Consider the following 25,713-nt stretch of genomic DNA (forward strand, 5'->3'; position numbering starts at 1 on the left):
GTGGCACACAGCCAGCCGATGATCGGCGGGTCAAACGCCTTTGGTCGACGGCAGCAGAATCGTCAGGATGCCCACCAGCGGCAGGAACGAGCACAGTTTGTAGACGTACTCGATGCCGTGGTTATCCGCGAGCAAACCGAGCAACGCCGCGCCAATCCCGCTGAAACCGAACATCAGGCCAAAGAACACACCTGCGATCATCCCTACATTGCCCGGCACCAGTTCTTGGGCAAACACCACAATGGCCGAGAACGCCGAAGCCAGGATAAAGCCAATCACCACACTGAGCACGGCGGTCCAGAACAGATCGACGTAGGGCAGGGCCAGGGTGAAGGGCGCGGCGCCGAGGATGGAGAACCAGATGACTTTCTTGCGGCCGATTTTGTCGCCGATCGGGCCGCCTGCGAAGGTGCCCACGGCCACCGCACCGAGGAACAGGAACAGGTACATCTGGGAACTCGATACCGACAGGTGGAATTTTTCAATCAGGTAAAACGTGAAGTAGCTGGTCAGGCTGGTCATGTAGAAGTACTTGGAGAACACCAGCACTGCCAGCACCACCAGGGCAAACGTCACGCGGCCTTTGGACAAGCCGTGGGTGGCTTTGCCGCCTTGCTTGAGCTTGAACAGCGCGAGGTGGTTGCGGTACCAACGGCTCAAGCCATACAGCACCAGGATCGCGAACACCGCGAACAGACCGAACCAGGCGATATTGCCCTGGCCGTAGGGAATGATGATCGCCGCTGCCAGCAACGGGCCGAAGGCGCTGCCGGTGTTGCCACCGACCTGGAAGGTCGATTGCGCAAGGCCGTAGCGTCCGCCGGAAGCCAGGCGCGCCACGCGGGAGGTTTCCGGGTGGAAGGTCGACGAGCCTACGCCCACCAGACCCGCCGCCAGCAGGATCGCCGGGAAGCTGCCGACAAACGCCAGCATCAGGATCCCGATCAACGTGCACACCATGCCGGCCGGCAGCAGCCAGGGCTTGGGATGACGATCAGTGTGGTAGCCGATCCACGGTTGCAGCAGCGAGGCGGTCAGTTGGAAGGTCAGGGTGATCAGCCCCACCTGGGCAAACGTCAGTCCGTAATTGGCCTTGAGCATGGGGTAGATCGACGGCAGCACGGCCTGGATCAGGTCATTGATCAGGTGCGCCAAAGCGCAGGCACCGAGGATACGCATAACTAATGGGCTTGCTTGGGGCGCACTGGTAGCAGTGGCGGGTGACGCGGTGAGTGTCGACATGCAGGCATTCCATACAAGGCAGCGAACAGGGGCCGCCAATACGTGGCTGGCGGCCCATTTCAAATTGTGTCGGGCTTTATGCTAGATTCAGTAAAAATGTCTGTCTCACGAAATTCGGGCAGTAACTGTCGCAAAAAGGGCTAAATGATCAAGTCACTGGATAAATTCCTGCAGGAGATCGACGAAGGCGAGTGGGCTGTGATCAGTTCGGCCACCGACTATCCTGAAAACTGGGTGATCCCCGACCACAGCCACGAGAAGCATCAACTGCTCTACGCGACCGAAGGGGTCATGGTAGTGCATTCGGCGCAGAACCAGTGGACAGTGCCGCCCAATCGCGGCTTCTGGATGCCCTGCGGGCACGTGCATTCCCTGCGCTGCGTAGGGCCGCTGAAAATGCGCAGCGTGTTTGTGCGCCCCGACAGCTTCCCCAATCTGCCCACCGAAACCAAGGCTGTGAGCATCTCGCCGCTGCTGAGCGAGCTGATCAAGGCCTCGGTCAGTCTCAAGCCGCCTTATGCCGAAGACTCGCGGGATGCGCGGATCATGCACCTGATCCTCGACGAACTGGCCATCCTGCCCGCGTTGCCGTTATCCCTGCCACAGCCTGCCGACCCGCGTATCCAGCGGATCTGCCTGGCGCTGCAACAGAATCCGGGCGATGCCTCGACAGTGGCGCACTGGAGCGAGCGCCTGGGCCTGGATCAGAAAACCATCCAGCGCCTGTTTCGCAAGGAAACCGCCATGACCTTCGGCCAATGGCGCCAACAGGCGCGGTTGCTACTGGCCCTGGAGCGCATGGCGATGGGGGAAAAGATCATCGACGTAGCGTTGGAGCTGGGCTACGAAAGCCCCAGCGCCTTCACCAGCATGTTCAAGAAACAGTTCGGCAAGACGCCGAGCCTGTTTTTCAAGCCGGGCCCAGCAGCCGGTTGAACGCGTCGATATCCAGCGGGCGGCTGAGGAAGTAGCCCTGGCCTTCATCACAGGCCACGGCCTTGAGCATCGCCAGGTGCTCGGCGGTTTCGATGCCTTCGGCGGTCACCGTGAGTGCCAGGGCACGTCCCAGGCCGACGATGGCATGGATGATGGCTTGGTCATCCTCGCTGTCTTCCAGTCGGGTCAGAAAGCTGCGGTCTATTTTCAAGCCATCGAACGGGAACGCGCGCAGGTAGCTCAGTGATGAATACCCGGTGCCAAAGTCGTCCATGGCGATGCGGATGCCCAGTTGTTTGAGGGCGCGCATCACGTCCAGCGCACCGACGGCGTCTTCGAGCATGACGCTTTCGGTGATTTCCAGTTCCACCCGCGCCGGTTCGATACCCGATGCCTGCAACGCGTGACGCACGCGCTCCATCAGGTTGCCGCGCTTGAACTCGGTCGGCGACAGGTTGACCGACACAAACAACGCATCCGGCCACTGGGCGGCACAGGCACAGGCGGTTTCCAGCACCCAGTCACTCAGCGACAGGATCAGGCCGGACTCTTCGGCAATCGGGATAAAGGTGTCCGGCGCGATCAGGCCGCGCTCCGGGTGTTGCCAGCGCACCAGCGCTTCGGCGCCGACCATCTGCCCTTCGGCTATGCGGTAACGTGGCTGAAAGTGCAGGCGCAATTCCCCATGTTTGATCCCATAGCGCAGGTCGCTTTCCAAGCGTCGACGCTCGATGATTCGTGCATTCATCTCGCCGGAGTAGAAGCGCCAGGTATTGCGCCCGGCGGACTTGGCCTCGTACAGCGCGATGTCCGCGTAGCGCAGCATTTCGGTGACGTTGCCGGCGTCATTGGGCGCCAGCGCAATACCGATGCTGGCGCTGATAAACACTTCCTGCTCATCGATCCGGATCGCGCGCTCAAGGGAGACGATCAAGCGTTTGCAAAAGTTTTCGACGTCGTCCTGGGTGCCGGCATCGCTGAGGATCAGCACAAATTCATCGCCGCCAACCCGCGCCACCAGATCACCGTGGCGCACGCAGTCGGTCAGGCGGCTCGACACTTCATTGAGCACCCGGTCGCCGGCGGCATGCCCGAGCAAGTCATTGACCGGTTTGAATCGGTCCAGGTCCAGGCTGAGCATGACCAAGGGTTGCTCAAGGAGGGGCAGCGTCTTGAGCTTGGCGTCCAGGAAGGCTTGCAGACGCGTGCGATTGGGCAACCCGGTCAGGGCGTCATGCTGGGACAAAAATTCAATGCGTCTGCGTGCCTCGACTTCTTCAGTCACGTCCGTGGCGGTGCCGCGAAACCCGCCGCACGGCATTTTCCGCGCCGATAGCCGGGTGGTGCGCTCTTGCCCTTGGGCATCCACATACAGGCATTGCACGCTGAGGTCCGGGCGTCGGCCGGGCGTGCACAACCACTGTGACAACAACCCGTCTTCGGTGCCCAACAGGTCATTCATGGCCGCGCCGATCCAGGCGTCGCGGGTCAACCCGGTTACGCTTTCGAAACGCTCCGAGAGGTAGGTAAAGCGCCAATCGCCGTTGATCTCCCAGACCCAGTCGGAACTGGCTTCTACCACATCGCGAAAGCGCGCTTCGCTGGTGGCCAAGGCGTTCTGGCTGGTTTGCAGCGAGCTATGACTGGCATCCAGCGCCAGGGCGGCGGCTGTGCTGCGGCGCAAGATCATCCACGTCATCAGGCACACCAGCAGCGCGGCCAGGCCCAGCAAGGGCAGGCCGACGCCAATGAGGCGTCGGCCGGGCTGTTCCGGCTGCCAGTACAGGCTACCGGCGCTGCCGTTGTCGCCGAGGGGTAAAAACACGCCCTTGGCGATGTCTTCAGGGGTGGCGATGTGCAGGTTGCCCACGCCGAAGTCATCGCCGATCCGGCCCAATTTGGCGCTGTCGAGGATGTCGACAAAGACCAGCACCGAGGCTGGCCTACCGTCTGCAACCACCGTGGGGTCGGTGCCCGGCGTAATGGCTGCGGCAGCCACCAGGGCGGGGCTGCCGCGTACGTTGATGAACGTGCTCACCGGGGTTTCGTTGTCTACGCCGGCGCGGGCCTGTTCGAGCAGTTGGGTGAGGGGCTGATCGAGCCATTCGCTGAGCTCAAAGGTTTGCAGTTCGCCTTCGACCACGGTGTACACCGTGCGATTGGCATCGTTGACCACAAACAGGCCCTGAAAACCGAAGTCTTGGAACAGTGTGGGCCCGATATTGCCGCGCTCGAAGGCCCAATCCTTGTCCACCTGTACATGCAGGTGCTTGTAGGCATCGCTCCAGAACGCGTAGTCCTTGACCGTCACCCGCATGGCTTTTTCCATGGACTGTATGGCTTTGCGGGTATGGAACGCGCTTTCGGCCTGCTCGGTGCGGTCCAGGTCATGGGCGATGTAAAGCAGTGAGTAAGCCGCTGCCGCAAAGACAACGGCCAGCAAGGCCATGAAATTCAACAGTGACGTGCGTGCCAGTGACAGGCTGGTGCGGGTGGACAGCGAGCGGACGATTGGAGCGAGAGAGTTGGGCATTATTTAGCGCAGGGCCTCGCTGCAAGTCAGGGGTATGACAAGTTATCGGCGGCCCTTGGAAAAGATTGAGTGCGTCAGGCTGTGCTCAAGTGTTGTGCGCGAACACTGACGCAGCGTGTTGCCCACGCAAGCAACGCCGCCCCGCACAGCAGCGCCGCACTCAACTCAAACGTCGCCCGATAGCCACTGAAGTCAAACACCACACCGCCCACCGTGGCGCCTGAAGCAATCGCCAACTGGATGATCGCGACCATCAGGCCGCCCCCTGCTTCGGCATCCTTGGGCAGGGTGTTGGCCAGCCACGTCCACCAACCCACGGGGGCGGCGGTGGCGACCAGGCCCCAGAGCCCCAACAACAGGGTTGTCATCCCGGTCGAGCTGCCGAAGGCTACCAAGGTCAGGGCGATCAACGCCATCAGCAGTGGGATGGCAATCAGCGTGGGATACAGGCTGCGCTTCAAAAAACGCTCGATCAGGAACGTGCCCGCCAGACCGGCCATGCCCAGTACCAGCAGCATCAGCGACAACAGGGACACGCTGACCTGGGTGACGGTTTCCAGGAACGGTCGCAGGTAGGTGAACAGCATGAATTGACCCATGAAAAACACACTGACCGCCAGCATGCCCATGATCACAGGCGGCTGTTTCATCAGGCGCAGCACGTTGGTGGACTTTGCCTCGCCCTGCGACTTGATCGACGGCAGGCTGATCAGCAGCCACACCACGGCGATCACCGCCACCGGCACCACGCAGAAAAACGCGCCACGCCAGCCGATCATTCCGCCCAGAAAGCTGCCCAGTGGTGCAGCAATCACCGTGGCCAGGGCGTTGCCGCCGTTGACCATGGCCAGGGCACGCGGCACTTGATCGTCCGGTACCAGGCGCATGGCGGTGGCGGCCGACAGTGACCAGAACCCGCCGATGGCAACGCCGATCAGCGCTCGCCCCAACATGAAGACCATGTAGTTCGGCGCAAAGGCCACGACCGTTCCGGACACGATCATCAGCAATGTCAGTGCCACCAGCAGGCGCTTGCGATCCACCCGCGCTGCCACGGCGGCAATCACCAGGCTGGTGAGCAAGGCAAACAGCCCTGACACCGAAATGCCCTGGCCGGCCTGGCCTTGAGTGATGTTGAGGTCGGCCGCCAGTGGCGTCAGCAGGCTGACCGGCATGAACTCCGAGGCGACTAATGTAAAGGCCGCCAGGGACATAGCGAGCACCGCGCCCCAGCGCGGTGCATTCGGGTTATTGGGCATCACTTGAGGTTGTTCTTGAAGAAGGTGGTGAGGTGGGCAAACGGAATCAGATTGACCCGGTCGTACAGGTCCACATGCCCCGCGTTCGGGATGATGAGCAATTCCTTCGGTTCGGCCGCACGCTGGTAGGCGTCTTCGCTGAACTCGCGGGAGTGCGCGTTGGCCCCGCTGATCAGCAACAGCGGACGCGGAGAGATCGTCTCGATGTCGTTGAACGGGTAGAAGTTCATGAACTTCACGTTGCTGGTCAGCGTCGGCATGGTGGTGGTCTGCGGCGACGCACCGGCAGGCGTGACCTGGCCACGTGGCGTGCGGTAGAAGTCAAAGAACTCGTCCCCCACCGGGTTGCCCGTCAGCTTGAGCGGCGTGCCGCTGGTGTAGAGGGTCTCGCCGCCCTGGAATTCCACATAGCGCTGGTTGGCCGCTTGCAGCAGGATATGCCGGCGCTGTTCCAGGGTGACGCCGTGCTTGAGGCCGTTGCGGTTGGCCGCGCCCATGTCGTACATGCTGACGGTGGCGATGGCCTTGAGGCGGGGGTCGATCTTCGCCGCCGCGATGACGAAGCTGCCGCTGCCACAGATACCGATCACGCCAATGCGTTCACGGTCGACCATCTGCCGGGTGCCGAGGAAGTCCACGGCGGCGCTGAAGTCCTCGGTGTAGAGGTCGGGCAGCACCGCGTTGCGCGGTGTACCGGCGCTGTCGCCCCAGAACGACAGGTCCAGAGAGAGTGTGACGAAGCCCTGTTCGGCCATTTTGGTGGCGTACAGGTTCGCGCTCTGTTCTTTGACGGCACCCATCGGGTGACCGACGATAATCGCGGGGCTTTTAGCACCCGAGCTCAGGTTTTTCGGCACGAACAGGTTGCCGGCAACCTGCAGGCCGTATTGGTTGTTGAAGGTGACCTTTTCGACCGTCACCTTGTCGCTTGTGTAGAAGTTGTCAGCACTGTTGGACATATCGGCTCCCAGAGCAGTTAAAGACGTCACCAGCAAACCAAGGGCAAGCAAGAGGCGTTTCATGGGCGGATCCTTGAAAGGGTTGGTCCGCACATTTTCCCGGTGTGGCGGTGGCATCTGTAGTGCGTTCCGCTGGATTACTTGCCTGATGCTCTGAGTCTGGTGGTTTACGGGGGACGCCATGAACTGCGCGGGGTAGAGTTCGCGGATCAACAAAAAGGGCAGGTTATGAAGAACAATCTGGACGCGCTGGTCCACGCCATTGCATCGCGCATCGCTGCGCCTGGGGACTGCCCCATGCCGATCCCGGGCCTGGGGTTCTATCGGCGTGAGCAGCCGTGCACGCCGGTGGTGTGCATGGTCGAACCGAGCATTGTGCTGGTGGCCCAGGGGCAGAAGCAGCTGTGGGTGGGCGGCGAGGGGTATCCGTATGACACGTCACGCTTCCTGGTGACATCGCTGGACATTCCTGCCAATTCCGAAGTGCTGCAGGCGAGCCCCACGCGGCCGTGCCTGGGGCTGACCTTTAAGCTGGACCTGCGCATATTGGCCGAGCTGATCGCCCAGAGTGAGCTGCCGCCCAAGCGCGAGCGTTCAGTGCTCAAAGGGGTCGGCATCGGGGTTGTCACCGACGGCATGCTGGCGTCGTTTGCGCGGCTGGTGGCGTTGCTCGATGAGCCCGAGGCGATCCCGGTACTCGCACCACTGATCCAGCGCGAGATCCACTACCGCTTATTGCAAAGCGACCAGGCTGGACGACTGCGGCAGATTTGTTCAGTGGACGGGCAGGGCTACCGTATCGCCAAGGCGATTGACTGGCTCAAACTCAATTACGACGCAGTGCTGCGCGTGGAAGACTTGGCGGCGCGGGTGCAGATGAGCGCGGCCACGTTCCATCATCACTTTCGCCAACTCACGGCGATGAGTCCGTTGCAGTATCAGAAGTGGCTGCGTTTGAACGAGGCGCGCCGGTTGATGCTTAACGAGCATCAGGATGTCTCCAGCGCGGCGTTCAAAGTGGGCTATGAAAGCCCGTCGCAGTTCAGCCGCGAATACAGCCGGCTGTTTGGCGTGCCGCCCAAGCGCGACATCGCCGGGTTACGCGGCAAGCCGAAATTTAACGATCATTCTGTGTCAAGTTAGCGAAAAAGATGCAGCCAATCAGTCGGGCAAACAGGCTCAGGGTTTCCGGCAGGTTGGGGTCATCAAACAGCATGGCTTGTGAATCCAAGGCACACAGCGCGCCGAACAGGCGGCCATCAGGCAGGAAAATCGGCGCGCCGGCGTAGCTTTCGATAGCGAACTGCTTGACTACCGGGCGTGAAGCGAAGCGGCCGTTTGCGCTGACCTGCGGGATAAACAAGGTCTGTGGATTAATGCAGAACTCGCTGCACAGGGTGGTTTCCAGGTTAAGCACGTCATCCACATTGATCCCCATTTCCATAGGGTCGTGGACCGAGCAGACCACCCATTCCAGGTCGGTGAACTTGGCGATGCCGGCAAAGCGCATCCCGGTCAGGCGGGTGACCAACTGCAGAATGCTGGTGGTGGCTTCTATTTCGGCGATGGCGGCGCGTTCGTCTGCGCTCAGTAGCGAATGTGCTGCGGTGAAGCTGGGAAGCATGCTGAGCTCTCCAAAGGCGTGGTGGCCGGGGCCACCACGCACGGTCAAGTCTTAATTAATTCGCGGGTGCTGTTGCACCAGATTCTGGCGCTTAGCTTCCAATTCCGCAATTTCGGCGTCGATGTCTTCGATCTTCTGCTCGATATTGTCGTGGTGTTCCTGCAGCAACTCCTTGGCTTCTTCCATGTCCGAAGCTGCCGGCGCCGCGCCACGCAGAGGCTTGTTGGCAGTTTCCTTCATCGTCAGGCCGGTGATCAAACCGACCACGGCAAACACCATCAGGTAGTAGGCGGGCATGAACAGGTCATTGGTGCTTTCCACCAGCCACGCCACGGCCGTCGGTGTTACACCGGCGATCAGTACCGAGACGTTGAACGCACTGGCCAGCGCGCTATAGCGCAGGTGAGTGGGGAACATCGCTGGCAAGGTCGAAGCCATCACGCCGATGAAGAAGTTCAGGATTACAGCGAGGATCAAGAGGCCGGCGAAGATCAGGCCGATCTTGCCGCTGGTGATCAGCATGAACGCCGGGATCGACAGAAACAGCAAGCCAACACTGCCCGCGATGATGAAAGGCTTGCGGCCGATCTTGTCACTGATAAAGCCAATGAACGGTTGCACGAACAGCATGCCGACCATGATCGCGATGATGATCAGCACGCCGCTGTTTTCTTTGTAATGCAGGTTGTGGGACAGGTAGCTCGGCATGTAGGTGAGCAGCATGTAGTACGTCACGTTGGTGGCCGCGACGATACCGATGCAGGTCAGCAGGCTGCGCCAATGCTTGGTGGCGACTTCCTTGAAGGAGACCTTGGGGCCGTGGGTCAGGCCTTCGCGGTCGCCTTGTTCGAGCTTGTCCATGTGTTGCTGGAACGCGGGGGTTTCTTCCAGCGCATGGCGCAGATACAGGCCAATGATGCCCAGAGGCAGAGCCAGGAAGAACGGCAGGCGCCAGCCCCACGATTCGAATTCGGCTTCGCCAAGCACGCTGGAGATCAATACCACTACGCCGGCACCGAGCACAAAACCGGCAATCGAGCCGAAGTCCAGCCAACTGCCGAGGAAGCCGCGCTTGCGGTCCGGGGCGTATTCGGCGACGAAGATCGACGCGCCGGTGTATTCACCACCCACCGAGAAACCCTGGGCCATCTTGCACAGCAGCAGCAGGATCGGCGCCCAGATGCCAATGGACGCATAGCCGGGAATCAGGCCGATGGCAAAGGTGCTCAGGGACATGATCACAATGGTGGCGGCGAGGACTTTCTGCCGTCCGTATTTATCGCCCAGCGCGCCGAAGAACAGGCCACCCAGCGGACGAATCAGGAAAGGCACGGAGAACGTACCCAGCGCGGCGATCATTTGTACGCTGGGGGAGGCGTCCGGGAAGAACACTTTACCGAGCACATAGGCGACAAACCCGTAGACACCGAAGTCGAACCATTCCATGGCATTGCCAAGGGCGGCGGCGGTAATTGCTTTGCGCACCTTGGCATCGTCGACGATGGTGATGTCCTTCAACCCGATGGGTTTGACGCTTTTTCTACGTAATTTCATGCGAACCACTCTAAAACAGAACAGGGGTGGTGCTATCACTGCGATAGCACCGCTCTGTCACTTCAGATACAAGCGGACACGAAAAAATTCACCCGTTGCTGTACTTTTTCTCGACTGGCAGCAGATCTACCTGTGAAAAGCGCTATTTCACGACCCCGCTACCCCCTGTAGTGAGCGGGCTTGTCGAATCGTCGCACCGCCCGCGCTGGGCTGCGAAGCAGCCCCATCAACGCCAACCCGGTTTTCCAGACAAACCGGATTGTGTGGTTTTGGGGCTGCTTCGCAGCCCAGCGCGGGGCAAGCCCGCTCACCACAAAAAAAGAGTGACATCCTTTAGAGAGAACCACCCCAATGCCCACCTCACGCCTGATCTACCGTCCACCAACACTCGAGGATCTGCCGCGATTGTTCTCGATCTTCGGTGACCCACAGACCAACCGGTTCAATCCTTCCGGTCCCTTGGCAAGCCTTGCCGATGCGCGGCGGTTGCTCGACCACTGGCTCGGACAATGGGCGCGCGACGGTTATGGCTGGTGGGCGATTGCCCGGCGTGAATCCCCAGAGCATCTCATCGGCTTTGGCGGTATCGCACCGCTCAACTACCTCACTGAGCGGCGTATCAACCTCGGCTACCGTTTTGCCGTGGAGGCCTGGGGGCAGGGCTATGCCACTGAGCTTGCCCGCGATGCGCTGGTGCTGGCGTTTGAAACCCTGAACCTGCCCGAAGTGTTCGGGCTGGTTCGGCCCGATCACGCCGCCTCGATCCGCGTGTTGGAAAAGGTGGGCCTGCAGCACATTGGCGTCCTCGACGATGTGCCCGGTCAGGCACCGAGTCTGGTGTTACGCATTTGTCATCCTACAACTACCTCTCTCTGAAACTTCTCGTAACTACGTAGTCCCTAGACAGGCGGCAATCTTTCAGATTGACACCGCTCATGGGTCTCGATATAAAAGTCGCAGTTGTACGACGACATATGACGTTACATATGTCCTACCTAACAAAAATAAAAAGTGATGCCATGAATCTGAACGAGCCCATCAGCGCCCAGCGCGTTGGCCAGGCGGTAGGCAACTATCGCTGGACCATCTGTGCGATGTTGTTTTTCGCCACCACCGTCAACTACCTCGACCGCCAGGTGCTCAGCCTGTTGGCACCGCAGTTGTCCACGCAATTCGGCTGGAGCAATACCGATTACGCCAACATCGCGGCGGTGTTCCAGTTCGTGTATGCGATTTCCATGCTGTTCGCTGGGCGCTTTGTCGACAAGATCGGCACCAAGGCCGCTTACGTGGTCGCCATCGCCATTTGGTCCACCGGCGCCGTCATGCATGCGTTCTCGGTGCAGATGGGCGAGGGCATTGCCGCTGTCAGCAGTGCGATTGGGCTGGCGGTGATTCCGGTATCGATTGCCGGGTTCATGCTCTCCCGAGCGGTGCTGGCGATTGGCGAGGCGGGTAATTTTCCGATCGCGATCAAAGCCACTGCCGAATACTTCCCCAAGAAAGAGCGCTCCTTCGCGACCGGCATCTTCAACTCCGGCGCCAACGTCGGCGCGATCCTGGCGCCGATCTGCGTGCCGCTGATTGCTGGCATGTGGGGTTGGGAAGCCGCGTTCATGGTGATCGGCATGCTCGGTTTCCTGTGGGTAGCGGTGTGGGCAGCGGTGTATGAAAAACCCGAGCAGCAAAAACGCCTGTCGGCCGAAGAACTGGCCTATATCCGCAGTGACCAGACCGTACAGCCGTTCACCAAAGCCCCGTCTGGCGCGCCCGAAAAGAAAGTCTCGTGGTTCAAGTTGCTGACCTACCGCCAGACCTGGGCCTTTGCCTTTGGCAAGTTCATGACTGACGGCGTGTGGTGGTTCTTCCTGTTCTGGCTGCCGACTTACCTTTCCGCGCAATACGGCATGAAAGGCGCCGATATCGTGATGCCGCTGGCGGTGCTGTACAGCATGACCATGGTCGGCAGCATCGGCGGCGGCTGGTTCCCCAGCTACTTTATGGCGCGCGGCGATGCCCCGTACGACGGCCGCATGAAAGCCATGCTGGTGATCGCGCTGTTCCCGTTGGTCGTGTTGTTGGCGCAGCCCCTGGGCTACATCAGCTTCTGGGTGCCGGTATTGCTGATCGGCGTGGGCGCGTCTGCGCACCAGGCGTGGTCGTGCAACATCTTCACTACCGTGTCCGACATGTTCCCGCAGAAAACCGTGGCCTCGGTGGTCGGTATCGGTGGCATGGCCGGTGGGATCGGCGGCGTGGTGATGACCAAGATCGGCGGATGGGTGTTTGACTATTACAAGTCAATCAACGACATCCACACCGGCTACATGATCATGTTTGCTATCTGCGCCCTGGCCTACCTGGTGGCGTGGAGCGTGATGAAGACCCTGGTACCGCGTCACAAGGAAATCACCGACCTGTGAAAACCACAGGTCGCGAGGTGCACTTGCGCCTCACACCCGTTCAGCACCCCCGCAGGTGCTGGCGGGGTCTGCCCTGGTCAGGATGATCCGCACTGCCATCACCACACCGGTTAGCACAGCGGCCAAGCCTGCGGTTTCCATCGGCGTTGGCCAGCGCCCGTGAAACCCCAGGCCGAGCAGGGTGGCGAAGAGTGATTCAAGGGCGATCAATTGGCCGCTCAATACCATAGGCAAGCGCTGTGTTGCGGCGTTCCAGGCCCAGGCACCGACCACGGTCGACATCAGCGCGATGATCAGGCTCCAGGCATACAGCGGCCCAGCGCGGGAGAGCCCAAGGCCCAACGTCGGAAGCTTGAGCAGGCCGAAGCTCTGTATCAGCGGCAGCAACCCCAGTGTGGCGGTGCCTGCACCGAGCAGCATCAACGCGCTCCAGAGTCCAATGCTCGACGCGGGAAGGTGCATCAATTGCTTTTGATTGATCACGCTGAAGCCTATCCACAAGCCAATCGCGCTCAACGAAAACAGCAGCCCCAACCACCAGGAAGCAAGGCTCAATGAAGGCTGGTGCAGGCTGCTCAGATTGGCCAACAACAGCCCCACGGTCAGGCACGTCAACGGCATCGCCAGCCTGCGCCACTGCACGGTTTTGTCCCTGGCGTTGCCGAGCAGAGCCAGCAACACGGGGACCATCCCCACCAGCGTCGGCGTCAGCACCGGGCCGCCGAACATGACTCCCGCAGCGATGCACGCGCCGTACCCCAGGCAGCCCAAGGCGCCGAGGGCTGCGGCGAGGCAGAGCTGGCCAGGCCGCAACAAACGCAGGTGCGCCCGCCACAGAATCACGCCCAATACACCCAGCGCGCCCGCGATCAAAAAACGCACCACCGTCAGGTCGTAGAGGGTGTATTCGCCACTGACGTAAGGCGTGATGAAGTTCAGCGCCCAGCCTAGGGTCGAGATGACCGCCAGGGTTACGCCAACAAATATCGAGCTCTTCGGTAAGGTCATCAGGGTTATCCATCAGGCGAGAGATCCATGGTGCCTAGCCGCGAGGCTGTGCTACAAACGAGTTCTCCGCCCTGAATGCATAACTTCAGATTATGAATACGCTCGGTAAAACCTTGCCGCCTCTTGCCAGCTTGTTGCCCTTTGAAGCAGCAGCGCGCCTGTGCAGTTTCTCCAGGGCGGCGGATGAATTGCACATCACCCAGGCGGCTGTCAGCCGACAGATTCGCGGGCTTGAAGACAACCTCGGGGTGAAGCTGTTTTACCGGCGCAACCGCGCGGTATCCCTTACGCAAGAAGGGCGTGACCTGGCGCGGGTGGTTAGCGACGCATTGCACAGCATCGGTGACAGCGCAGCCCTCTTGCGCGCCGCGCAACGCAGCGACCGGGTGGTGCTGCTCTGCCAACTGTGCGAAGCGTTTTATTGGTTGATGCCGCGTCTGTCGAGTTTCCACCAGCAATACCCGCATCTCGATATCCAGGTCGTGACCTCAACCCGGCCGCTGACGGAGTTCAATGCGCACTTCGACGTCGCTCTGCAAAGTTCGCGGCGACCCAGTGGCGCACATCCCTTGATGTTCACCGCTGCTGACGAAGTGTTCCCGGTGTGCAGCCCAGCCTACTTCGATGCGCGACAACCGCTGTCGCTCACCGAATTACAGTCGGCCACTTTTTTGCACCACAGCTCCCAGCCTCCGCACTTGATGGAGTGGGACAGTTGGTTGCAGGTATTCGGGCAGACAGTGGCCGTCAATGCGCGCAGTGCCACATTCGACAGTTATCCATTGATGTTGCAGGCAGCGGTGGAAGGGCATGGAGTTGCCATGGGCTGGCGCCGTACGGCAAGCAGGCTGATCGAGAGTGGGGCGCTGGTCAGGCCCTGTGTGGAGAGCGTGCATTTACCCGAGGCGATTTCGATTTATCGTCATCAAGGCGCGGGCGACCGCCCAGAGATCGCGGCGTTGTTGGGCTGGTTGCAGGAGCAATTAAAGGGCGACAGCTGACGGCTGATCAGCTGTCGCACACTCAATGCGCTGTTATTGGTTACGCGTCACGCGCCACACCGTATTGGCCAAGTCATCCGCAATGATCAGCGCACCTTTGGGGTCCACCGTCACGCCCACCGGGCGGCCACGGGTCTTGCCGTCGTCGCCACGGAAGCCGGTGGCGAAGTCAACCGGCTCACCCGCCGGTTTGCCATTGCTGAACGGCACAAAGATCACCTTGTAGCCCACCGGATTCTCACGGTTCCAACTGCCGTGCTCGCCGACGAACACGCCGTCGGCGAATTTTTCGCCCATGGCCGGGATGGAAAAGTCCACACCGAGTGCCGCCACGTGAGAGCCCAAGCTGTAATCCGGCTTGATCGCAGCAGCGACTTTGGCCGGGTTCTGTGGTTGTGCACGCGGGTCGACGTTCTGGCCCCAGTAGCTGTAGGGCCAACCGTAGAAGGCACCTTCACGCACCGACGTCAGGTAGTCCGGCACGAGGTCGGGGCCGAGTTCATCGCGTTCATTGACCACTGTCCACAGTTGCCCGGAGTCGGGTTGGATGGTCAGCGCCGTGGGATTGCGCAGCCCGGTCGCGTAGGGCTTGTGCGCGCCGGTGGCGGCGTCGATCTGCCAGACCATGGCGCGGTCTATCTCCACTTCCATGCCGCGTTCGGTGACGTTGCTGTTGGAGCCGATGCCCACGTACAGCTGGCGCCCGTCAGCACTCACGGCCAGGGACTTGGTCCAGTGGTGGTTGATCTGTGCCGGCAGGTCGGTGACTTTGACCGGCGCACCGCTGGCCTTGGTCTGGCCGTCGGTGTAGTCGAAACGCACCAGCGCGTCCTGATTGGCGACGTAGAGCTTGCCGTCCGCAAATGCCAGGCCATAGGGCGCGTTGAGGTTGTCGGCGAACACGGTTTTCAGCTCGTAGGTGCCGTCACCGTCGGCATCACGCAGCAGGGTCAGGCGGTTGCCGCTCTTGACCTTGGTGTTGCCCTCGGCCTTGATCAGGCTTGCGATCACATCCTTTGGCTTGAGCTTGGCCGCACTGCCGCCACGGCCTTCGGCGACGAGGATGTCACCGTTGGGCAGCACCAGGGTCTGGCGCGGGATGGCCAGGTCGGTGGCGATGGCCGTGACGCTGTAGCCTTCGGGCACTTTGGGTTTCTGATCGCCCCATGGAGCGGGCTCGGCGATCTTCATGCTCGGCAGCAGGCTGCTTTGTTGTTCCGGCAATTTGGGATCAGGGCCGCGGGCCTGGGTTTTATCGCCTTCGCCACCGCAGGCGCTTAACAGCAGGGCGGCACTCAACAGGGTCAATGTGCTGGAGGTTTTCATTTCACACCTCCCGAACGCAGGCCGGTCCAGGTCGCTGCCAGCGTCAGCAGCATCACGATCGCCGACAACACTAGGCCGGTCGGCATGGAGGCGTAAGCGTCCTTGGCGTGTTGGAACGCGTTGACCAGACCGAGTATCCAGGTGGCCAACAACAGCAGGACATACCGAGTAGGTTGCCCGGCCTTACGCTCGGCGCGCAGCAGGTTGACCAGTGCAAACAGCAGCGCAAAACCACCGAATACCAACGCACCGGCGATCAGCCAGGAGGCGAAGTTCGCCCACTGGATCTGGTAGGTCTGGGTGTAGGCGATGTCACTGAGCAACGCGCCAAGAAACAGCGGCACGGTGCCGGCGAGCAAGGTCGCATGCAGCGGACCTGGCGTGGGGCGATAGGTGGAGAGGGTAGTCATGGGGGGGCGGCTCCTTTTTATCCAACGCCCCTGGGCGGGGCAGCGCATAGGAAATGAGCGCGGCGCTTGTCGGAAAGTTCAGGGTGATTGGTGTCTAAATATTATGAGCCCGCTGCCAGAGCCCATGCATAAGGCCGTATCATCGTGTACTTTCCTTTCGCCAGGCGCCTCTATGACACACCCTCGCATTGGCTTCGCATGCCAGTACAAGCACCCCGAACGCCTGTTGTCGCCCAGCGCCCTCAAGCTGATCGAAGGCCCGTTCAACCCCCGCACGACCACCTTGCGCTGGATGGACGGGGTTACGCCGCAGGTCGCCCGCGAAAAATTGGTCGAAGTGGTCACCCATAATCTGGCAGCGCAATTGCGCCTGTTGGCCTATGTCGCCCAACTTCCGCCAACCTTGCGCATGCTGCGCTTGAGCAGCGACCTGCTGCCGTTCTACAGCCATCCGAAAGTCGCCGACGTCTATAAAGATCCCGCCATCGAGCGCCAATTGATTGAAGGTTTCGCCGCCATCGGCGAGCTGGCGCGTGCCTCGGATATTCGGCTGTCGTTCCACCCTGGCCAATACTGCGTGCTCGGTTCGGAAAACCCCGGCGTGGTTGAAAACAGCCTCGCCGAATTCGAATACCACGCCGACATGATCCGCATGATGGGCTACGGGCGGCAGTTCCAGGACCTCAAGTGCAACGTGCACATCGCCGGACGCCTGGGCGTTGAGGGCACTCGCGCGGTGTGGTCGCGCTTGTCTGAGGTGGCGCGCAACTGCATCACCTTCGAGAACGATGAAAAGACCTACGGGCTCGACCACTGCCTGCAAGTCGCCGATCTGGCGCCGGTGGTGCTCGATATTCACCACTGCTGGATCAACGAAAACGAGTACATCGACCCCAGCAGCGAACGCGTCACTCGCGTGATCGACAGCTGGCGCGGCGTGCGGCCGACGATGCACTACTCCCAGCCCCAGGAAGTCCTCCAGGAACTGGGCTTCGACGCCGAGCACAAGTTGGAAATGGACGCGCTGTTGCAGGTGGTCTCCAAGCGTGACCTGTACGCCCACAGCGCGCAGATGTGGAACCGCTGGACCAACAACTACGCGCTGCAGTTTCTGGAGCGCTTCGACATCATGTTGGAATCCAAGGACAAAAACGTGGCAGCGCTGGCGTTTTATGAGCACTGGAAGAGACAGTCGTGATGACGTCGAACAGCTCGGGTATTGACCCGGACGGCTATATCCTAAGCGTCCCCCACAACCCTATGCAGCCTGAGTTCCAGGCATTGCTTGAGGATGTCTGCGCTTCGCTGTCGCCGGATGATTTGGGGCTGGACAGTCTCTATCTGTACGGCAGTGTCGCAAGGGGAGACGCCACGCCCGGTGTCTCTGACCTGGACCTCACGCTGGTGCTGCGCGAACCGCCCACTGCGCCGCTGCTGGCGCGTCTGGAAGCGATTCGCCGGGCGCTGGAGCAACGGCACCCGCAAGTCATTAAGGTCGATTTTGACATCGGCAGTCGTGGGCAAGTGTTAGCGGCTGACAACAGCAACAGTTGGGGCTTCTGGCTCAAGCACCATTGCCGCTGCCTGTGGGGCAATGATCTTTCCCTGCATTTCGAGCGGTTTCGGCCGTCCCGCGACATTGCCGTTGCGTTGAATGCCGACTTTGAACACGTGCTGGCCGGCTACCTCACGCGTATTGCGCAAGCCGCTACCCAGCAGGACCGATTGCGCTTGCAGCGTGAGGCGTCGCGCAAGGTTGTGCGTGCCACGCATGTGTTGCGCTCGGAAGATGCGACAACGTGGCCACAGACACTCGAAGAGCATGTTGCACTGTTCGTCAGACGTTATCCGACGATGATCACGCAGGTGGCGTTCTTTCTGTTTGAAGCGCGAAATCCTGAAGCCGAAGTCGACAACTTCACGACCCGGCTGCAGACATTTCTGGGTTGGATGGCCTCGCAACAGCAATAAAGGTGTTGGCCGTGAGGCCGCCACTGCAGCATGCCCATCTCCACACTTCCTAAAGACCAACACATAACCCTGTGGTGAGCGGGCTTGCCCCGCGCTGGGCTGCGAAGCAGCCCCAAAGCCTGCCAACGCGGTTTTACTAAGAAATCGCGCCGGTCTTTAGTGGGGCCGCTCCGCAGCCCAGCGCGGGGCAAGCCCGCTCACCACAATAGCGTCGTTTTGTCAGGTTATGTATTCACCACAGATGTGTAGATGCCCACGGCCATTGCAGCATGGCCATCTCCACACTTCCTAAAGACCAGCACATAACCCTGTGGTGAGCGGGCTTGCCCCGCGCTGGGCTGCGAAGCAGCCCCAAAACCTGCCAACGCGGTTTTACTAAGAAATCGCGGCGGTCTTACTGGGCCGCTCCGCAGCCCAGCGCGGGGCAATCCCGCTCACCACAAGAGCGTCGTTTTCTCAGGTTATGTATTCACTAAAGATGTGTAGATGCCCACGGCCATTGCAGCATGGCCATCTCCACACTTCCTAAAGGCTGACACATAACACTTTGTGGTGAGCGGGCTTGCCCCGCGCTGGGCTGCGAAGCAGCCCCAAAACCTGCCAACGCGGTTTTACTAAGAAATCACGGCGGTCTTAGTGGGGCCGCTCCGCAGCCCAGCGCGGGGTAAGCCCGCTCACCACAAGAGCGTCGTTTTCTCAGGTTATGTCTTCACTACAGATGTGTAGATGCCCACGGCCATTGCAGCATGGCCATCTCCACACTTCTTAAAGACCAACACATAACCCTGTGGTGAGCGGGCTTGCCCCGCGCTGGGCTGCGAAGCAGCCCCAAAACCTGGCAACGCGCTTTTACTGGGCCAACGCGGTGGTCTTATTGGGGCCGCTCCGCAGCCCAGCGCGGGGCAAGCCCGCTCACCACAATAGCGTCGTTTTCTCAGGTTATGTCTTCACCACAGATGTGTAGATGCCCACGGCCATTGCAGCATGGCCATCTCCACACTTCCTAAAGGCTGACACATAACACTTTGTGGTGAGCGGGCTTGCCCCGCGCTGGGCTGCGAAGCAGCCCCAAAACCTGGCAACGCGGTTTTACTAAGAAATCACGGCGGTCTTATTGGGGCCGCTCTGCAGCCCGGCGCGGGCGGTGCGACGATTCGATAAGCCCGCTCCCAGCGTTGATCAATGTGCTTGCCAACCCTCAGGACTTGAAGCGTCCCACCAACCCATTGAGCTCATCCGACAAATTCGACAAGCGCCCCGAGTCGTCCTGCGCTGAGTTGGCCAGGCTTTCCACCAGGCGCGCTTCGTCGTAGATCTGCTGGATATGCCGGTTGATTTCTTCGGCCACGCTGTGTTGTTCCTCGGCGGCGGCGGAGATTTGCAGGTTCTGGTCGCGGATCTCGTTGACCGACAACTGGATGCCTTCAAAGCTGTCCCGCGCGCTTTCAATGGACGACACACTGGCCCGTGACAGGTCCAGGCAACTGCCCATTTTTTGCGTGACTTCCTGGGTCTTGTTTTCCAGGGTGCCCAGCAGATTTTCGATTTCGCCGGTGGAGTCGGAGGTGCGCTTGGCCAGCGCCCGTACTTCATCGGCCACTACCGCAAAACCACGACCCTGATCACCGGCGCGGGCTGCTTCGATGGCGGCGTTGAGCGCCAGCAGGTTGGTCTGTTCGGCAATCGCGCGGATGGTGCCGATGATCTGGTTGATGCTGCGGCTGCCGGCTTCGAGTTCGACCATGGCGTCGGACGACTCGGTCAGACGGCGGCCTAGGCGGTTGACGTTATCGGTGGTGACTTCGATCTGTTGCTTGCCCTCGGCCACACGGCGATGGCCGTTCTCCGCCGACTCTGCCGCGCTGCTGCAGGAGCGCGCGACTTCGTTAGCGGTGGCGACCATTTCGTGGAATGCGGTGGACACCAGTTCCACGGCCTCGCGCTGGCGCCCGGCGGCTTCGTTCATGTTGTGCGCCACTTCGCTGTTGACCTTGGAGGCGTTGTGCAAATTGGCCGAGGCCGCGCCGATGTGCTGGATCAATTGGCGGATGGCGGCGAGGAACTTGTTGAACCAGCCAGCGAGTTCAGCGGTTTCATCCTTGCCCTGCACGTGCAGTTCGTGGCGCAGGTCGCCTTCACCCTCGGCAATCGACTGCAAACCGGTACTGACCTGGCCGATGGGCTTGACGATCACTTTGGAAAACGCCGCCGCGAGCACGCCGAAGATCAGCACCAGCACGCCGACGATGACGGCGGTGAGGTAGGTCATGCGCGTGGCTTCGGCCATGACTTCGCGGTGTTCGATCAGGCCGATATAGCGCCAGCCCAGGCCGGGGGAGGTCCACACGTTGGCCATGTAGCGCACGCCGTTGATTTCCACTTCGGTAGAACCCTGGGGTGTCTCGGCCAAGTGCGCATAGGCGGCACCCAGCTCCTTGAGCGGCTTGAAGCTGTGGGCGGCGTCGCGCGGGTCGACCAGCACCACACCGTCCTCGATCAGCATTACGTAGCCGCTTTCGCCGAGCTTGATGCTCTTGACCAACTCGGTGAGGTTCTTCAGCGACACGCTGACCACGAACACCCCCTTGGCCTTGCCGGCGTTATCCAGCAATGCCCGCGCGGTGCCCACCAGGGCCACGTCGTCTTTGTCGTAATAGTATGCCGGGGTGCGCACGGTCTTGCCGGGGCTGGCCATCGCGGCTTTGTACCAGGGGCGTGTGCGTGGATCGTATTTAGCCAGTTGTGGATCATCGGGCCATTTGACGTAGGTGCCGTCTTCCAGGCCGATGGACAGGATGGCCGCCGCCGGATGGGTGGCGCCAAACCGGGCGAATCGGTCGATCACCTCTTGCGCGGCCGCAGGCATCGGTTGGCTGGCAGCGTCGGCGGGTTGGTAATTCTTGAGGGTGTTGACGGAGGTGTATACAGGATCCGTGGCCATTTGATCGACGTTCTGCAGCGTGCCGTCGAAGAACTGACGGATATTGCCATCGATCTGGCGGATTTCGCGGGTGCTGCCGTCGATGAACTGATCGACCGCCTGGGTCCGCGTGTTCATGACAGAGATCACCGCCACCAGGCTGACCGGGATAAACGCGACAGAGACAAACGCCAGTACAAGCTTATTTTTTATTTTCATCGAGACGACCATCAGCACGGAGGGTGGTGAAACCGTCGCATTCTGCACCCGCAGCGCGGCGATTTGCTATCACCGCTGTTTCGGCTAGATGCCGGCAAATCTTTAGGGTTTTTTGTACACAATACAATCGGCGATTGTTCTGTATCCAATCAGTAGACATCACGCAGATAACGCTTCTGCTCACTCAGTTGGCGCCAGTACTCCACGGCGTCCTCTACGCCCAGTCCGCCGTGGGTATTTGCGACCTGGCGCAGTGCCTGGTCAACGTCCTTGGCCATATGGCTGGCATCCCCGCAGATGTACAGCTTGGCGCCGTCCTGCAACCAGCGCCACAGCTCGGCGCCGTGTTCGCGGATGCGGTCCTGCACGTAGATCTTCTGCGCCTGGTCGCGGGAAAACGCCAGGCTCAGATGAGTGAGTAGGCCGTCGCGCTGCATGCCTTGCAGTTCGTCCTGGTAATAAAAATCGCTGGCGGCGTACTGCTCGCCAAAAAACAGCCAGTTACGCCCCTGATGCCCCAGGGCCTGACGCTCCTGCAAGAACGCACGGAACGGCGCCACACCGGTGCCGGGACCGATCATGATCATCGGCACATCGCCGTCGTTGGGCGTGCGGAAGTGTTTGGATGGCTGCACAAACACCGGCACTTCGCCGTCGCCGACGCGGTCGGCGAGGAAGGTGGAGGACACGCCTTTGCGCTTGCCATAACGCACGGCGGCCACCGTCAGGTGCACTTCGTGGGGATGGGCCTTGGCACTGGAGGCAATCGAATACAGACGCGGTTGCAGACGTTTGAGGGTGCCCAGTAGCTCGTCCGCCGAGCAGTCGATGGGATATTGCTGCAGCACATCCGTGAGCTGTCGGCCCCATAGCCAGTCTTTGAGTTCAGCCTTGCGCTCGGGCCGCAGCAGTTGTTCCAGGCCCGGATTGGCACTGCGCTCGGCAATAAAGGCCAGGGTCTCGCTGCCAGGACGGGCGATCTCGAAGTGCTGGGTCAGCGCCTGTTGCAGCGATACCTCACCAAAGGTGTCGATGTTTACCGAGGCGCTGGCGCTCAGGTGGGTCAGCTCCAGCAGTTCGCTCACCAGTTCCGGGCAGTTGCGCGGCCGCACGCCGAGGGCGTCTCCGGCTTCGTAGGTCAGGCCGGAGTCCGCCAGGTCCAGGGCGAATTGGCGAGTTTCCTTGTGGGTGTTCTGGGGGTTTAGGTGCCGGTTGAGCAGCAGGCGTGATTGATGCAGTTTGGTTTTGCCAGCGGGTGTGGCGGCCAGTGTGACGGGCTTTGCCGGGTTGAGGGTTTGCTGCAACTTCGTCAGCCAGGCATCGGCGCGTTCTTCGAATTCGGTATCGCAGTCGACGCGTTCCAGCAGGCGCGTCGCCCCCAGTTCCACTAGGCGCTGATCAAGCCTTTTGCCGTGCCTGCAAAACTGGTCGTAATTCGGATCACCCAGGGCCAGTACGGCAAAGCGCAGGGACTCCAGGCGCGTGTCGACGGTGCTGAGGCTGTGCCAGAAACCTTCGCCATTGTCCGGTGGGTCGCCGTCGCCAAAGGTGCTGCTGATCAGCGCCAGGTTCTGGGTACTCGCCAGTTTGCTCGTCGGGAAGTCCGCCATGGCGCTCAGCTCCACGCTGATGCCCGCTTCGCGCAGGCGTTTGGCGAAGCGCTCGGCAAGGGCTTCGGCGTTGCCGGTCTGTGAGGCCCACAACAGGGTGACGTCCGGGGAGGGGAGCGGTGCAGCGCCTGTGCGACTGAACAAACCACCGAGCAACCCGTCCAGCCATAAGCGGGTGTCCTGGGCCAATGGCGCGCTTGCCGGCATCACCGGGACGCCAGCGTCCTGCCGCGTGGCGCTGGAGTGCAGGCCACTGAGGAAGCCGGCGAGGTAGGTGCGTTCACTGTCGCTCAGTGACGGCGCCGGCGTGTTACGGATACCGGTGAGATCAGCGAAGGCGTCAAGGCGCGACATGGTGAGGTCCTCCGGAAGGTCATGGGAAGTGGGCGCCGGTTGGTCGAGGAATTGATGGTCGATCAGCTCGACTCGGGCCAGCGCGACCGCGCAGCACTTGAACTCGGGCTGCAGGGAAATCGGGTCGACGGCATCGTTGGTCACCGCATTGATCGCCAGGTGCTCGCCAAACACATCGTTCCAGTGGAAGGGCGCAAAGCAGTTGCCGGGCCGCACGCGGTCAGTGATCACCGCAGGCAGCACGGCACGCCCGCGCAAGGAGCGCACCTCCACCGGATCCTTGGCCTTGAGGCCCAAGCGCGCGGCGTCATCGGGATGGATTTCCACGAACGGGCCGGGGTTGAGTTTGTTCAGGGTGGCGACTTTGCCGGTCTTGGTCAGGGTGTGCCACTGGTGCTGCAGGCGGCCGGTGTTGAGCACGAAAGGGAAGCGGTCGTCGGGCATTTCCGCAGGCGGCATATGGGGGCGCGGAAAGAATTGGCCTTTGCCGCTGTCGGTGGCGAATCTGAGCGTGCCGGTATTCAGGTAGCGGATCGGGTTTCGGTCTGCGCCGTCGGCTGAAGGGCAAGGCCATTGCAACGGTTGTTCACGCAGGCGCGCATGGCTTGCGCCGCGCATGTCATAGCCGGTCTTGGGGTTCCAGGCGCGTTTGATTTCTTCGAACACGTCGGCGGCGCTGGCATACGTGAACGCGTCGGCAAAGCCCATTTCACAGGCGACACGGGCGATGATCTGCCAGTCCGGCAAGGTTTCACCGGGTGCATCGACGGCCTTTTGCATCAGGGTCAGGTTGCGCTCGGAATTAATCATCACCCCTTCGGCCTCGGCCCACAGCGCGCCGGGCAGCAGGATGTCGGCGTAGCGGTTGGTCTCGGTGTCGAGGTAGGCGTCCTGGGTGATCACCAGTTCTGCTGTGCGCAAACCGTCGATAGCGGTCTGGCGATTGGGCACGCTGGCCACCGGGTTGGTGCAGATGATCCAGCAGGCTTTGATCTGCCCGGCGGCCATCTGTTCGAACATCGCCACGGTGCCGTTGCCGGCTTGGCGCGGCAGGTGGTCAGGCGGGATTTGCCAGAGGTCTTCGATAAATGTGCGGTCGGCGTCGACCATGACCGAGCGCTGTCCTGGCAGGCCCGGGCCCATGTAGCCCATTTCGCGGCCGCCCATGGCATTGGGTTGGCCGGTGAGGGAAAACGGCCCGCTGCCGGGGCGGCAAATCGCGCCGGTGGCCAGGTGCAGGTTGCACAGGGCGTTGGTGTTCCAGGTGCCGTGGGTGCTTTGGTTGAGCCCCATGGTCCAGCAGCTCATCCACTCGGCGGCCTGGCCGATCCAGTCGGCGGCTTGGCGGATATCCGCTTCGGCCAAACCCGTGATGGCAGCGACGCTGTGGGGCGGGTAGTCCTCAAGAAAACCGGGCATAACCTCCCAACCTTCGGTGAACGTGGCGATAAAGCCGGGGTCGGTGTGGCCGTTTTTCACCAGCAGGTGCAGCAGGCCATTGAGCAGCGCGAGGTCGGTGCCGGGTTTGATCGGCAGGTACAGATCAGCTTTGTCGGCGGTGGCGCTGCGCCGGGGGTCGACCACGATCAGCTTCGCCCCGGCCTTGACCCGGTCCATCATGCGCAGGAACAAAATCGGATGACAGTCAGCCATATTGGCGCCGATCACGAAGAACAGTTCGGCGCGGTCAAAGTCTTCATAGGAACCCGGTGGCCCGTCGGAACCGAGGGACAGCTTGTAGCCGCTGCCGGCACTGGCCATGCACAACCGCGAGTTGGATTCGATATTGCGGGTGCGCACAAACCCCTTGGCCAATTTGTTGATCAGGTACTGCGCCTCCAGGGACATTTGTCCGGACACGTAGAACGCCAACGCATCGGGGCCGTCACGGTCGAGGATATGGCGCAAACGGCCGGCGGTTTCGCTGATGGCGGTGTCCATGGCGACCCGCACCGGGTCGTGATCGCGCTGCTCACGCAGGTAAGCGTTTTCCATGCGCCCGGACTCGGCGATGGCTTGGCCGCACGTAGTGCCTTTGGTGCACAGGCGGCCAACGTTGGTGGGGTGGGCCTTGTCGCCGATCACCTTGACCACTTTATTGTTTTCCACTTGCATCACGATGCCGCAGCCGACGCCACAATAAGGACACACGCTACGTACGCTTTGGTTTGCCATCCGTCACCCTCTAAACTTTTTTACCCGCCAACAAAAAAGCGCCCTGCAACCCTCCGTTTGGAAACGGGGGTTGCACGGCGCCTTTGTCGTGAATGGGCAATCAGCGTTGACTGCTTTATGCAGGTGTTCCTAGCAAGTCACGCGCCAGGTTTTTTCAAACGCTGCAATGGGTGCTTTTTTGTGAAGAAC

18 protein-coding genes and 1 pseudogene are annotated in these 25,713 nt (G+C 61.1%); 7 read left to right on the top strand and 12 right to left on the bottom strand.

Annotation, left to right across the window (positions count from 1 at the left end; translation table 11 throughout):
- Window positions 1–30: 30 nt before the first annotated feature.
- On the bottom strand, window positions 31–1,242 hold the full coding sequence (locus CKW32_RS08695; protein ID WP_095184607.1) for an MFS transporter: 1,212 nt from the start codon (window positions 1,240–1,242) through the stop codon (window positions 31–33).
- 144 nt (window positions 1,243–1,386) lie between these two features.
- On the opposite strand from CKW32_RS08695, the gene CKW32_RS08700 reads away from it, so the two are divergent.
- A complete protein-coding gene (locus CKW32_RS08700; protein WP_032885323.1) occupies window positions 1,387–2,178 on the top strand; it encodes a helix-turn-helix domain-containing protein in 792 nt (263 codons plus the stop codon).
- On the opposite strand, the gene CKW32_RS08705 is transcribed toward CKW32_RS08700, so the two are convergent.
- The 3 genes from CKW32_RS08705 to CKW32_RS08715 all read right to left on the bottom strand — a co-directional run bounded on the left by CKW32_RS08705 (window position 2,153) and on the right by CKW32_RS08715 (window position 6,992).
- A complete protein-coding gene (locus tag CKW32_RS08705) occupies window positions 2,153–4,711 on the bottom strand; it encodes an EAL domain-containing protein (RefSeq protein ID WP_095184608.1) in 2,559 nt (852 codons plus the stop codon). The genes CKW32_RS08700 and CKW32_RS08705 overlap by 26 nt on opposite strands.
- Window positions 4,712–4,785: 74 nt before the next feature.
- Entirely contained in the window at window positions 4,786–5,970 is a 1,185-nt protein-coding gene (locus CKW32_RS08710) for an MFS transporter (protein WP_095184609.1), read from the bottom strand.
- Window positions 5,970–6,992, bottom strand: coding sequence for an alpha/beta hydrolase (locus CKW32_RS08715; protein ID WP_095184610.1), 1,023 nt, complete (start codon window positions 6,990–6,992; stop codon window positions 5,970–5,972). Before CKW32_RS08715 ends, CKW32_RS08710 begins: the two co-directional genes overlap by 1 nt.
- Window positions 6,993–7,157: 165 nt before the next feature.
- Between CKW32_RS08715 and CKW32_RS08720 the strand changes: the two genes are divergently transcribed.
- The gene (locus CKW32_RS08720; protein WP_095184611.1) at window positions 7,158–8,072 is read left to right on the top strand and encodes an AraC family transcriptional regulator; all 915 of its coding nucleotides are present in this window, start codon (window positions 7,158–7,160) and stop codon (window positions 8,070–8,072) included.
- Here the strand turns inward: CKW32_RS08720 and CKW32_RS08725 are convergent.
- A complete protein-coding gene (locus CKW32_RS08725) occupies window positions 8,047–8,553 on the bottom strand; it encodes a GAF domain-containing protein (protein ID WP_095184612.1) in 507 nt (168 codons plus the stop codon). The two genes, CKW32_RS08720 and CKW32_RS08725, sit on opposite strands and share 26 nt — an antisense overlap.
- Before the next feature lie 51 nt (window positions 8,554–8,604).
- Window positions 8,605–10,107 carry a glycine betaine/L-proline transporter ProP gene (proP, locus tag CKW32_RS08730; RefSeq protein ID WP_032885317.1) on the bottom strand — a complete coding sequence of 501 codons (1,503 nt, stop codon included), beginning with the start codon at window positions 10,105–10,107 and terminating at the stop codon, window positions 8,605–8,607.
- 351 nt (window positions 10,108–10,458) lie between these two features.
- On the opposite strand from proP, the gene CKW32_RS08735 reads away from it, so the two are divergent.
- A complete protein-coding gene (locus CKW32_RS08735) occupies window positions 10,459–10,983 on the top strand; it encodes a GNAT family N-acetyltransferase (protein ID WP_095184613.1) in 525 nt (174 codons plus the stop codon).
- Between the two features lie 143 nt (window positions 10,984–11,126).
- Window positions 11,127–12,530 (top strand): MFS transporter, encoded by a 1,404-nt coding sequence (locus CKW32_RS08740; RefSeq protein ID WP_032885315.1) that lies wholly within the window; start codon window positions 11,127–11,129, stop codon window positions 12,528–12,530.
- A gap of 30 nt (window positions 12,531–12,560) precedes the next feature.
- Here CKW32_RS08740 and CKW32_RS08745 read toward each other — a convergent pair whose 3' ends face one another.
- Window positions 12,561–13,538, bottom strand: coding sequence for a DMT family transporter (locus tag CKW32_RS08745; protein ID WP_095184614.1), 978 nt, complete (start codon window positions 13,536–13,538; stop codon window positions 12,561–12,563).
- A gap of 92 nt (window positions 13,539–13,630) precedes the next feature.
- On the opposite strand from CKW32_RS08745, the gene CKW32_RS08750 reads away from it, so the two are divergent.
- Entirely contained in the window at window positions 13,631–14,539 is a 909-nt protein-coding gene (locus tag CKW32_RS08750) for a LysR substrate-binding domain-containing protein (RefSeq protein ID WP_095184615.1), read from the top strand.
- A 33-nt stretch (window positions 14,540–14,572) separates the two neighbouring features.
- Here the strand turns inward: CKW32_RS08750 and CKW32_RS08755 are convergent, their stop codons facing one another.
- Together CKW32_RS08755 and CKW32_RS08760 are read right to left on the bottom strand one after the other, a co-directional pair.
- On the bottom strand, window positions 14,573–15,865 hold the full coding sequence (locus CKW32_RS08755; protein ID WP_032885313.1) for a sorbosone dehydrogenase family protein: 1,293 nt from the start codon (window positions 15,863–15,865) through the stop codon (window positions 14,573–14,575).
- On the bottom strand, window positions 15,862–16,275 hold the full coding sequence (locus CKW32_RS08760; RefSeq protein ID WP_032885312.1) for a DUF2231 domain-containing protein: 414 nt from the start codon (window positions 16,273–16,275) through the stop codon (window positions 15,862–15,864). The genes CKW32_RS08755 and CKW32_RS08760 overlap by 4 nt, the downstream gene beginning before the upstream one ends.
- 172 nt (window positions 16,276–16,447) lie before the next feature.
- Here CKW32_RS08760 and CKW32_RS08765 point away from each other — a divergent pair, with 172 nt between their 5' ends.
- A complete protein-coding gene (locus CKW32_RS08765) occupies window positions 16,448–17,473 on the top strand; it encodes a UV damage endonuclease UvsE (RefSeq protein ID WP_032885311.1) in 1,026 nt (341 codons plus the stop codon).
- Window positions 17,473–18,246, top strand: a complete 774-nt coding sequence (locus tag CKW32_RS08770; protein WP_095184616.1) for a nucleotidyltransferase domain-containing protein — start codon at window positions 17,473–17,475, stop codon at window positions 18,244–18,246. Before CKW32_RS08765 ends, CKW32_RS08770 begins: the two co-directional genes overlap by 1 nt.
- A gap of 1,198 nt (window positions 18,247–19,444) precedes the next feature.
- On the opposite strand, the gene CKW32_RS28785 is transcribed toward CKW32_RS08770, so the two are convergent.
- From CKW32_RS28785 to CKW32_RS08780, 3 genes and pseudogenes are all read right to left on the bottom strand, one after another.
- Entirely contained in the window at window positions 19,445–20,212 is a 768-nt protein-coding gene (locus CKW32_RS28785) for a methyl-accepting chemotaxis protein (protein WP_371853994.1), read from the bottom strand.
- Between the two features lie 87 nt (window positions 20,213–20,299).
- A pseudogene (locus CKW32_RS28790) lies at window positions 20,300–21,397 on the bottom strand (cache domain-containing protein); the annotation flags it as partial.
- Window positions 21,398–21,534: 137 nt separating this feature from the next.
- Entirely contained in the window at window positions 21,535–25,524 is a 3,990-nt protein-coding gene (locus tag CKW32_RS08780) for a bifunctional nitrate reductase/sulfite reductase flavoprotein subunit alpha (protein ID WP_095184618.1), read from the bottom strand.
- Window positions 25,525–25,713: the final 189 nt, after the last annotated feature.

The sequence above is a fragment of the Pseudomonas sp. Irchel 3H9 genome, assembly GCF_900187495.1.
Taxonomy (GTDB): Bacteria; Pseudomonadota; Gammaproteobacteria; order Pseudomonadales; family Pseudomonadaceae; genus Aquipseudomonas; species Aquipseudomonas sivasensis.

What these genes read in the sequence shown, in the direction of transcription:
- CKW32_RS08695 (WP_095184607.1), bottom strand. Translation starts at nt 1,242, where the DNA reads ATGTCGACACTCACCGCGTCACCCGCCACTGCTACCAGTGCGCCCCAA.
- CKW32_RS08780 (WP_095184618.1), bottom strand. Translation starts at nt 25,524, where the DNA reads ATGGCAAACCAAAGCGTACGTAGCGTGTGTCCTTATTGTGGCGTCGGC.
- CKW32_RS28785 (WP_371853994.1), bottom strand. Translation starts at nt 20,212, where the DNA reads ATGAACGAAGCCGCCGGGCGCCAGCGCGAGGCCGTGGAACTGGTGTCC.
- CKW32_RS08705 (WP_095184608.1), bottom strand. Translation starts at nt 4,711, where the DNA reads ATGCCCAACTCTCTCGCTCCAATCGTCCGCTCGCTGTCCACCCGCACC.
- CKW32_RS08715 (WP_095184610.1), bottom strand. Translation starts at nt 6,992, where the DNA reads ATGAAACGCCTCTTGCTTGCCCTTGGTTTGCTGGTGACGTCTTTAACT.
- CKW32_RS08725 (WP_095184612.1), bottom strand. Translation starts at nt 8,553, where the DNA reads ATGCTTCCCAGCTTCACCGCAGCACATTCGCTACTGAGCGCAGACGAA.
- CKW32_RS08740 (WP_032885315.1), top strand. Translation starts at nt 11,127, where the DNA reads ATGAATCTGAACGAGCCCATCAGCGCCCAGCGCGTTGGCCAGGCGGTA.
- CKW32_RS08750 (WP_095184615.1), top strand. Translation starts at nt 13,631, where the DNA reads ATGAATACGCTCGGTAAAACCTTGCCGCCTCTTGCCAGCTTGTTGCCC.
- CKW32_RS08700 (WP_032885323.1), top strand. Translation starts at nt 1,387, where the DNA reads ATGATCAAGTCACTGGATAAATTCCTGCAGGAGATCGACGAAGGCGAG.
- CKW32_RS08735 (WP_095184613.1), top strand. Translation starts at nt 10,459, where the DNA reads ATGCCCACCTCACGCCTGATCTACCGTCCACCAACACTCGAGGATCTG.
- CKW32_RS08760 (WP_032885312.1), bottom strand. Translation starts at nt 16,275, where the DNA reads ATGACTACCCTCTCCACCTATCGCCCCACGCCAGGTCCGCTGCATGCG.
- CKW32_RS08745 (WP_095184614.1), bottom strand. Translation starts at nt 13,538, where the DNA reads ATGACCTTACCGAAGAGCTCGATATTTGTTGGCGTAACCCTGGCGGTC.
- CKW32_RS08770 (WP_095184616.1), top strand. Translation starts at nt 17,473, where the DNA reads ATGACGTCGAACAGCTCGGGTATTGACCCGGACGGCTATATCCTAAGC.
- CKW32_RS08720 (WP_095184611.1), top strand. Translation starts at nt 7,158, where the DNA reads ATGAAGAACAATCTGGACGCGCTGGTCCACGCCATTGCATCGCGCATC.
- proP (WP_032885317.1), bottom strand. Translation starts at nt 10,107, where the DNA reads ATGAAATTACGTAGAAAAAGCGTCAAACCCATCGGGTTGAAGGACATC.
- CKW32_RS08710 (WP_095184609.1), bottom strand. Translation starts at nt 5,970, where the DNA reads ATGCCCAATAACCCGAATGCACCGCGCTGGGGCGCGGTGCTCGCTATG.
- CKW32_RS08765 (WP_032885311.1), top strand. Translation starts at nt 16,448, where the DNA reads ATGACACACCCTCGCATTGGCTTCGCATGCCAGTACAAGCACCCCGAA.
- CKW32_RS08755 (WP_032885313.1), bottom strand. Translation starts at nt 15,865, where the DNA reads ATGAAAACCTCCAGCACATTGACCCTGTTGAGTGCCGCCCTGCTGTTA.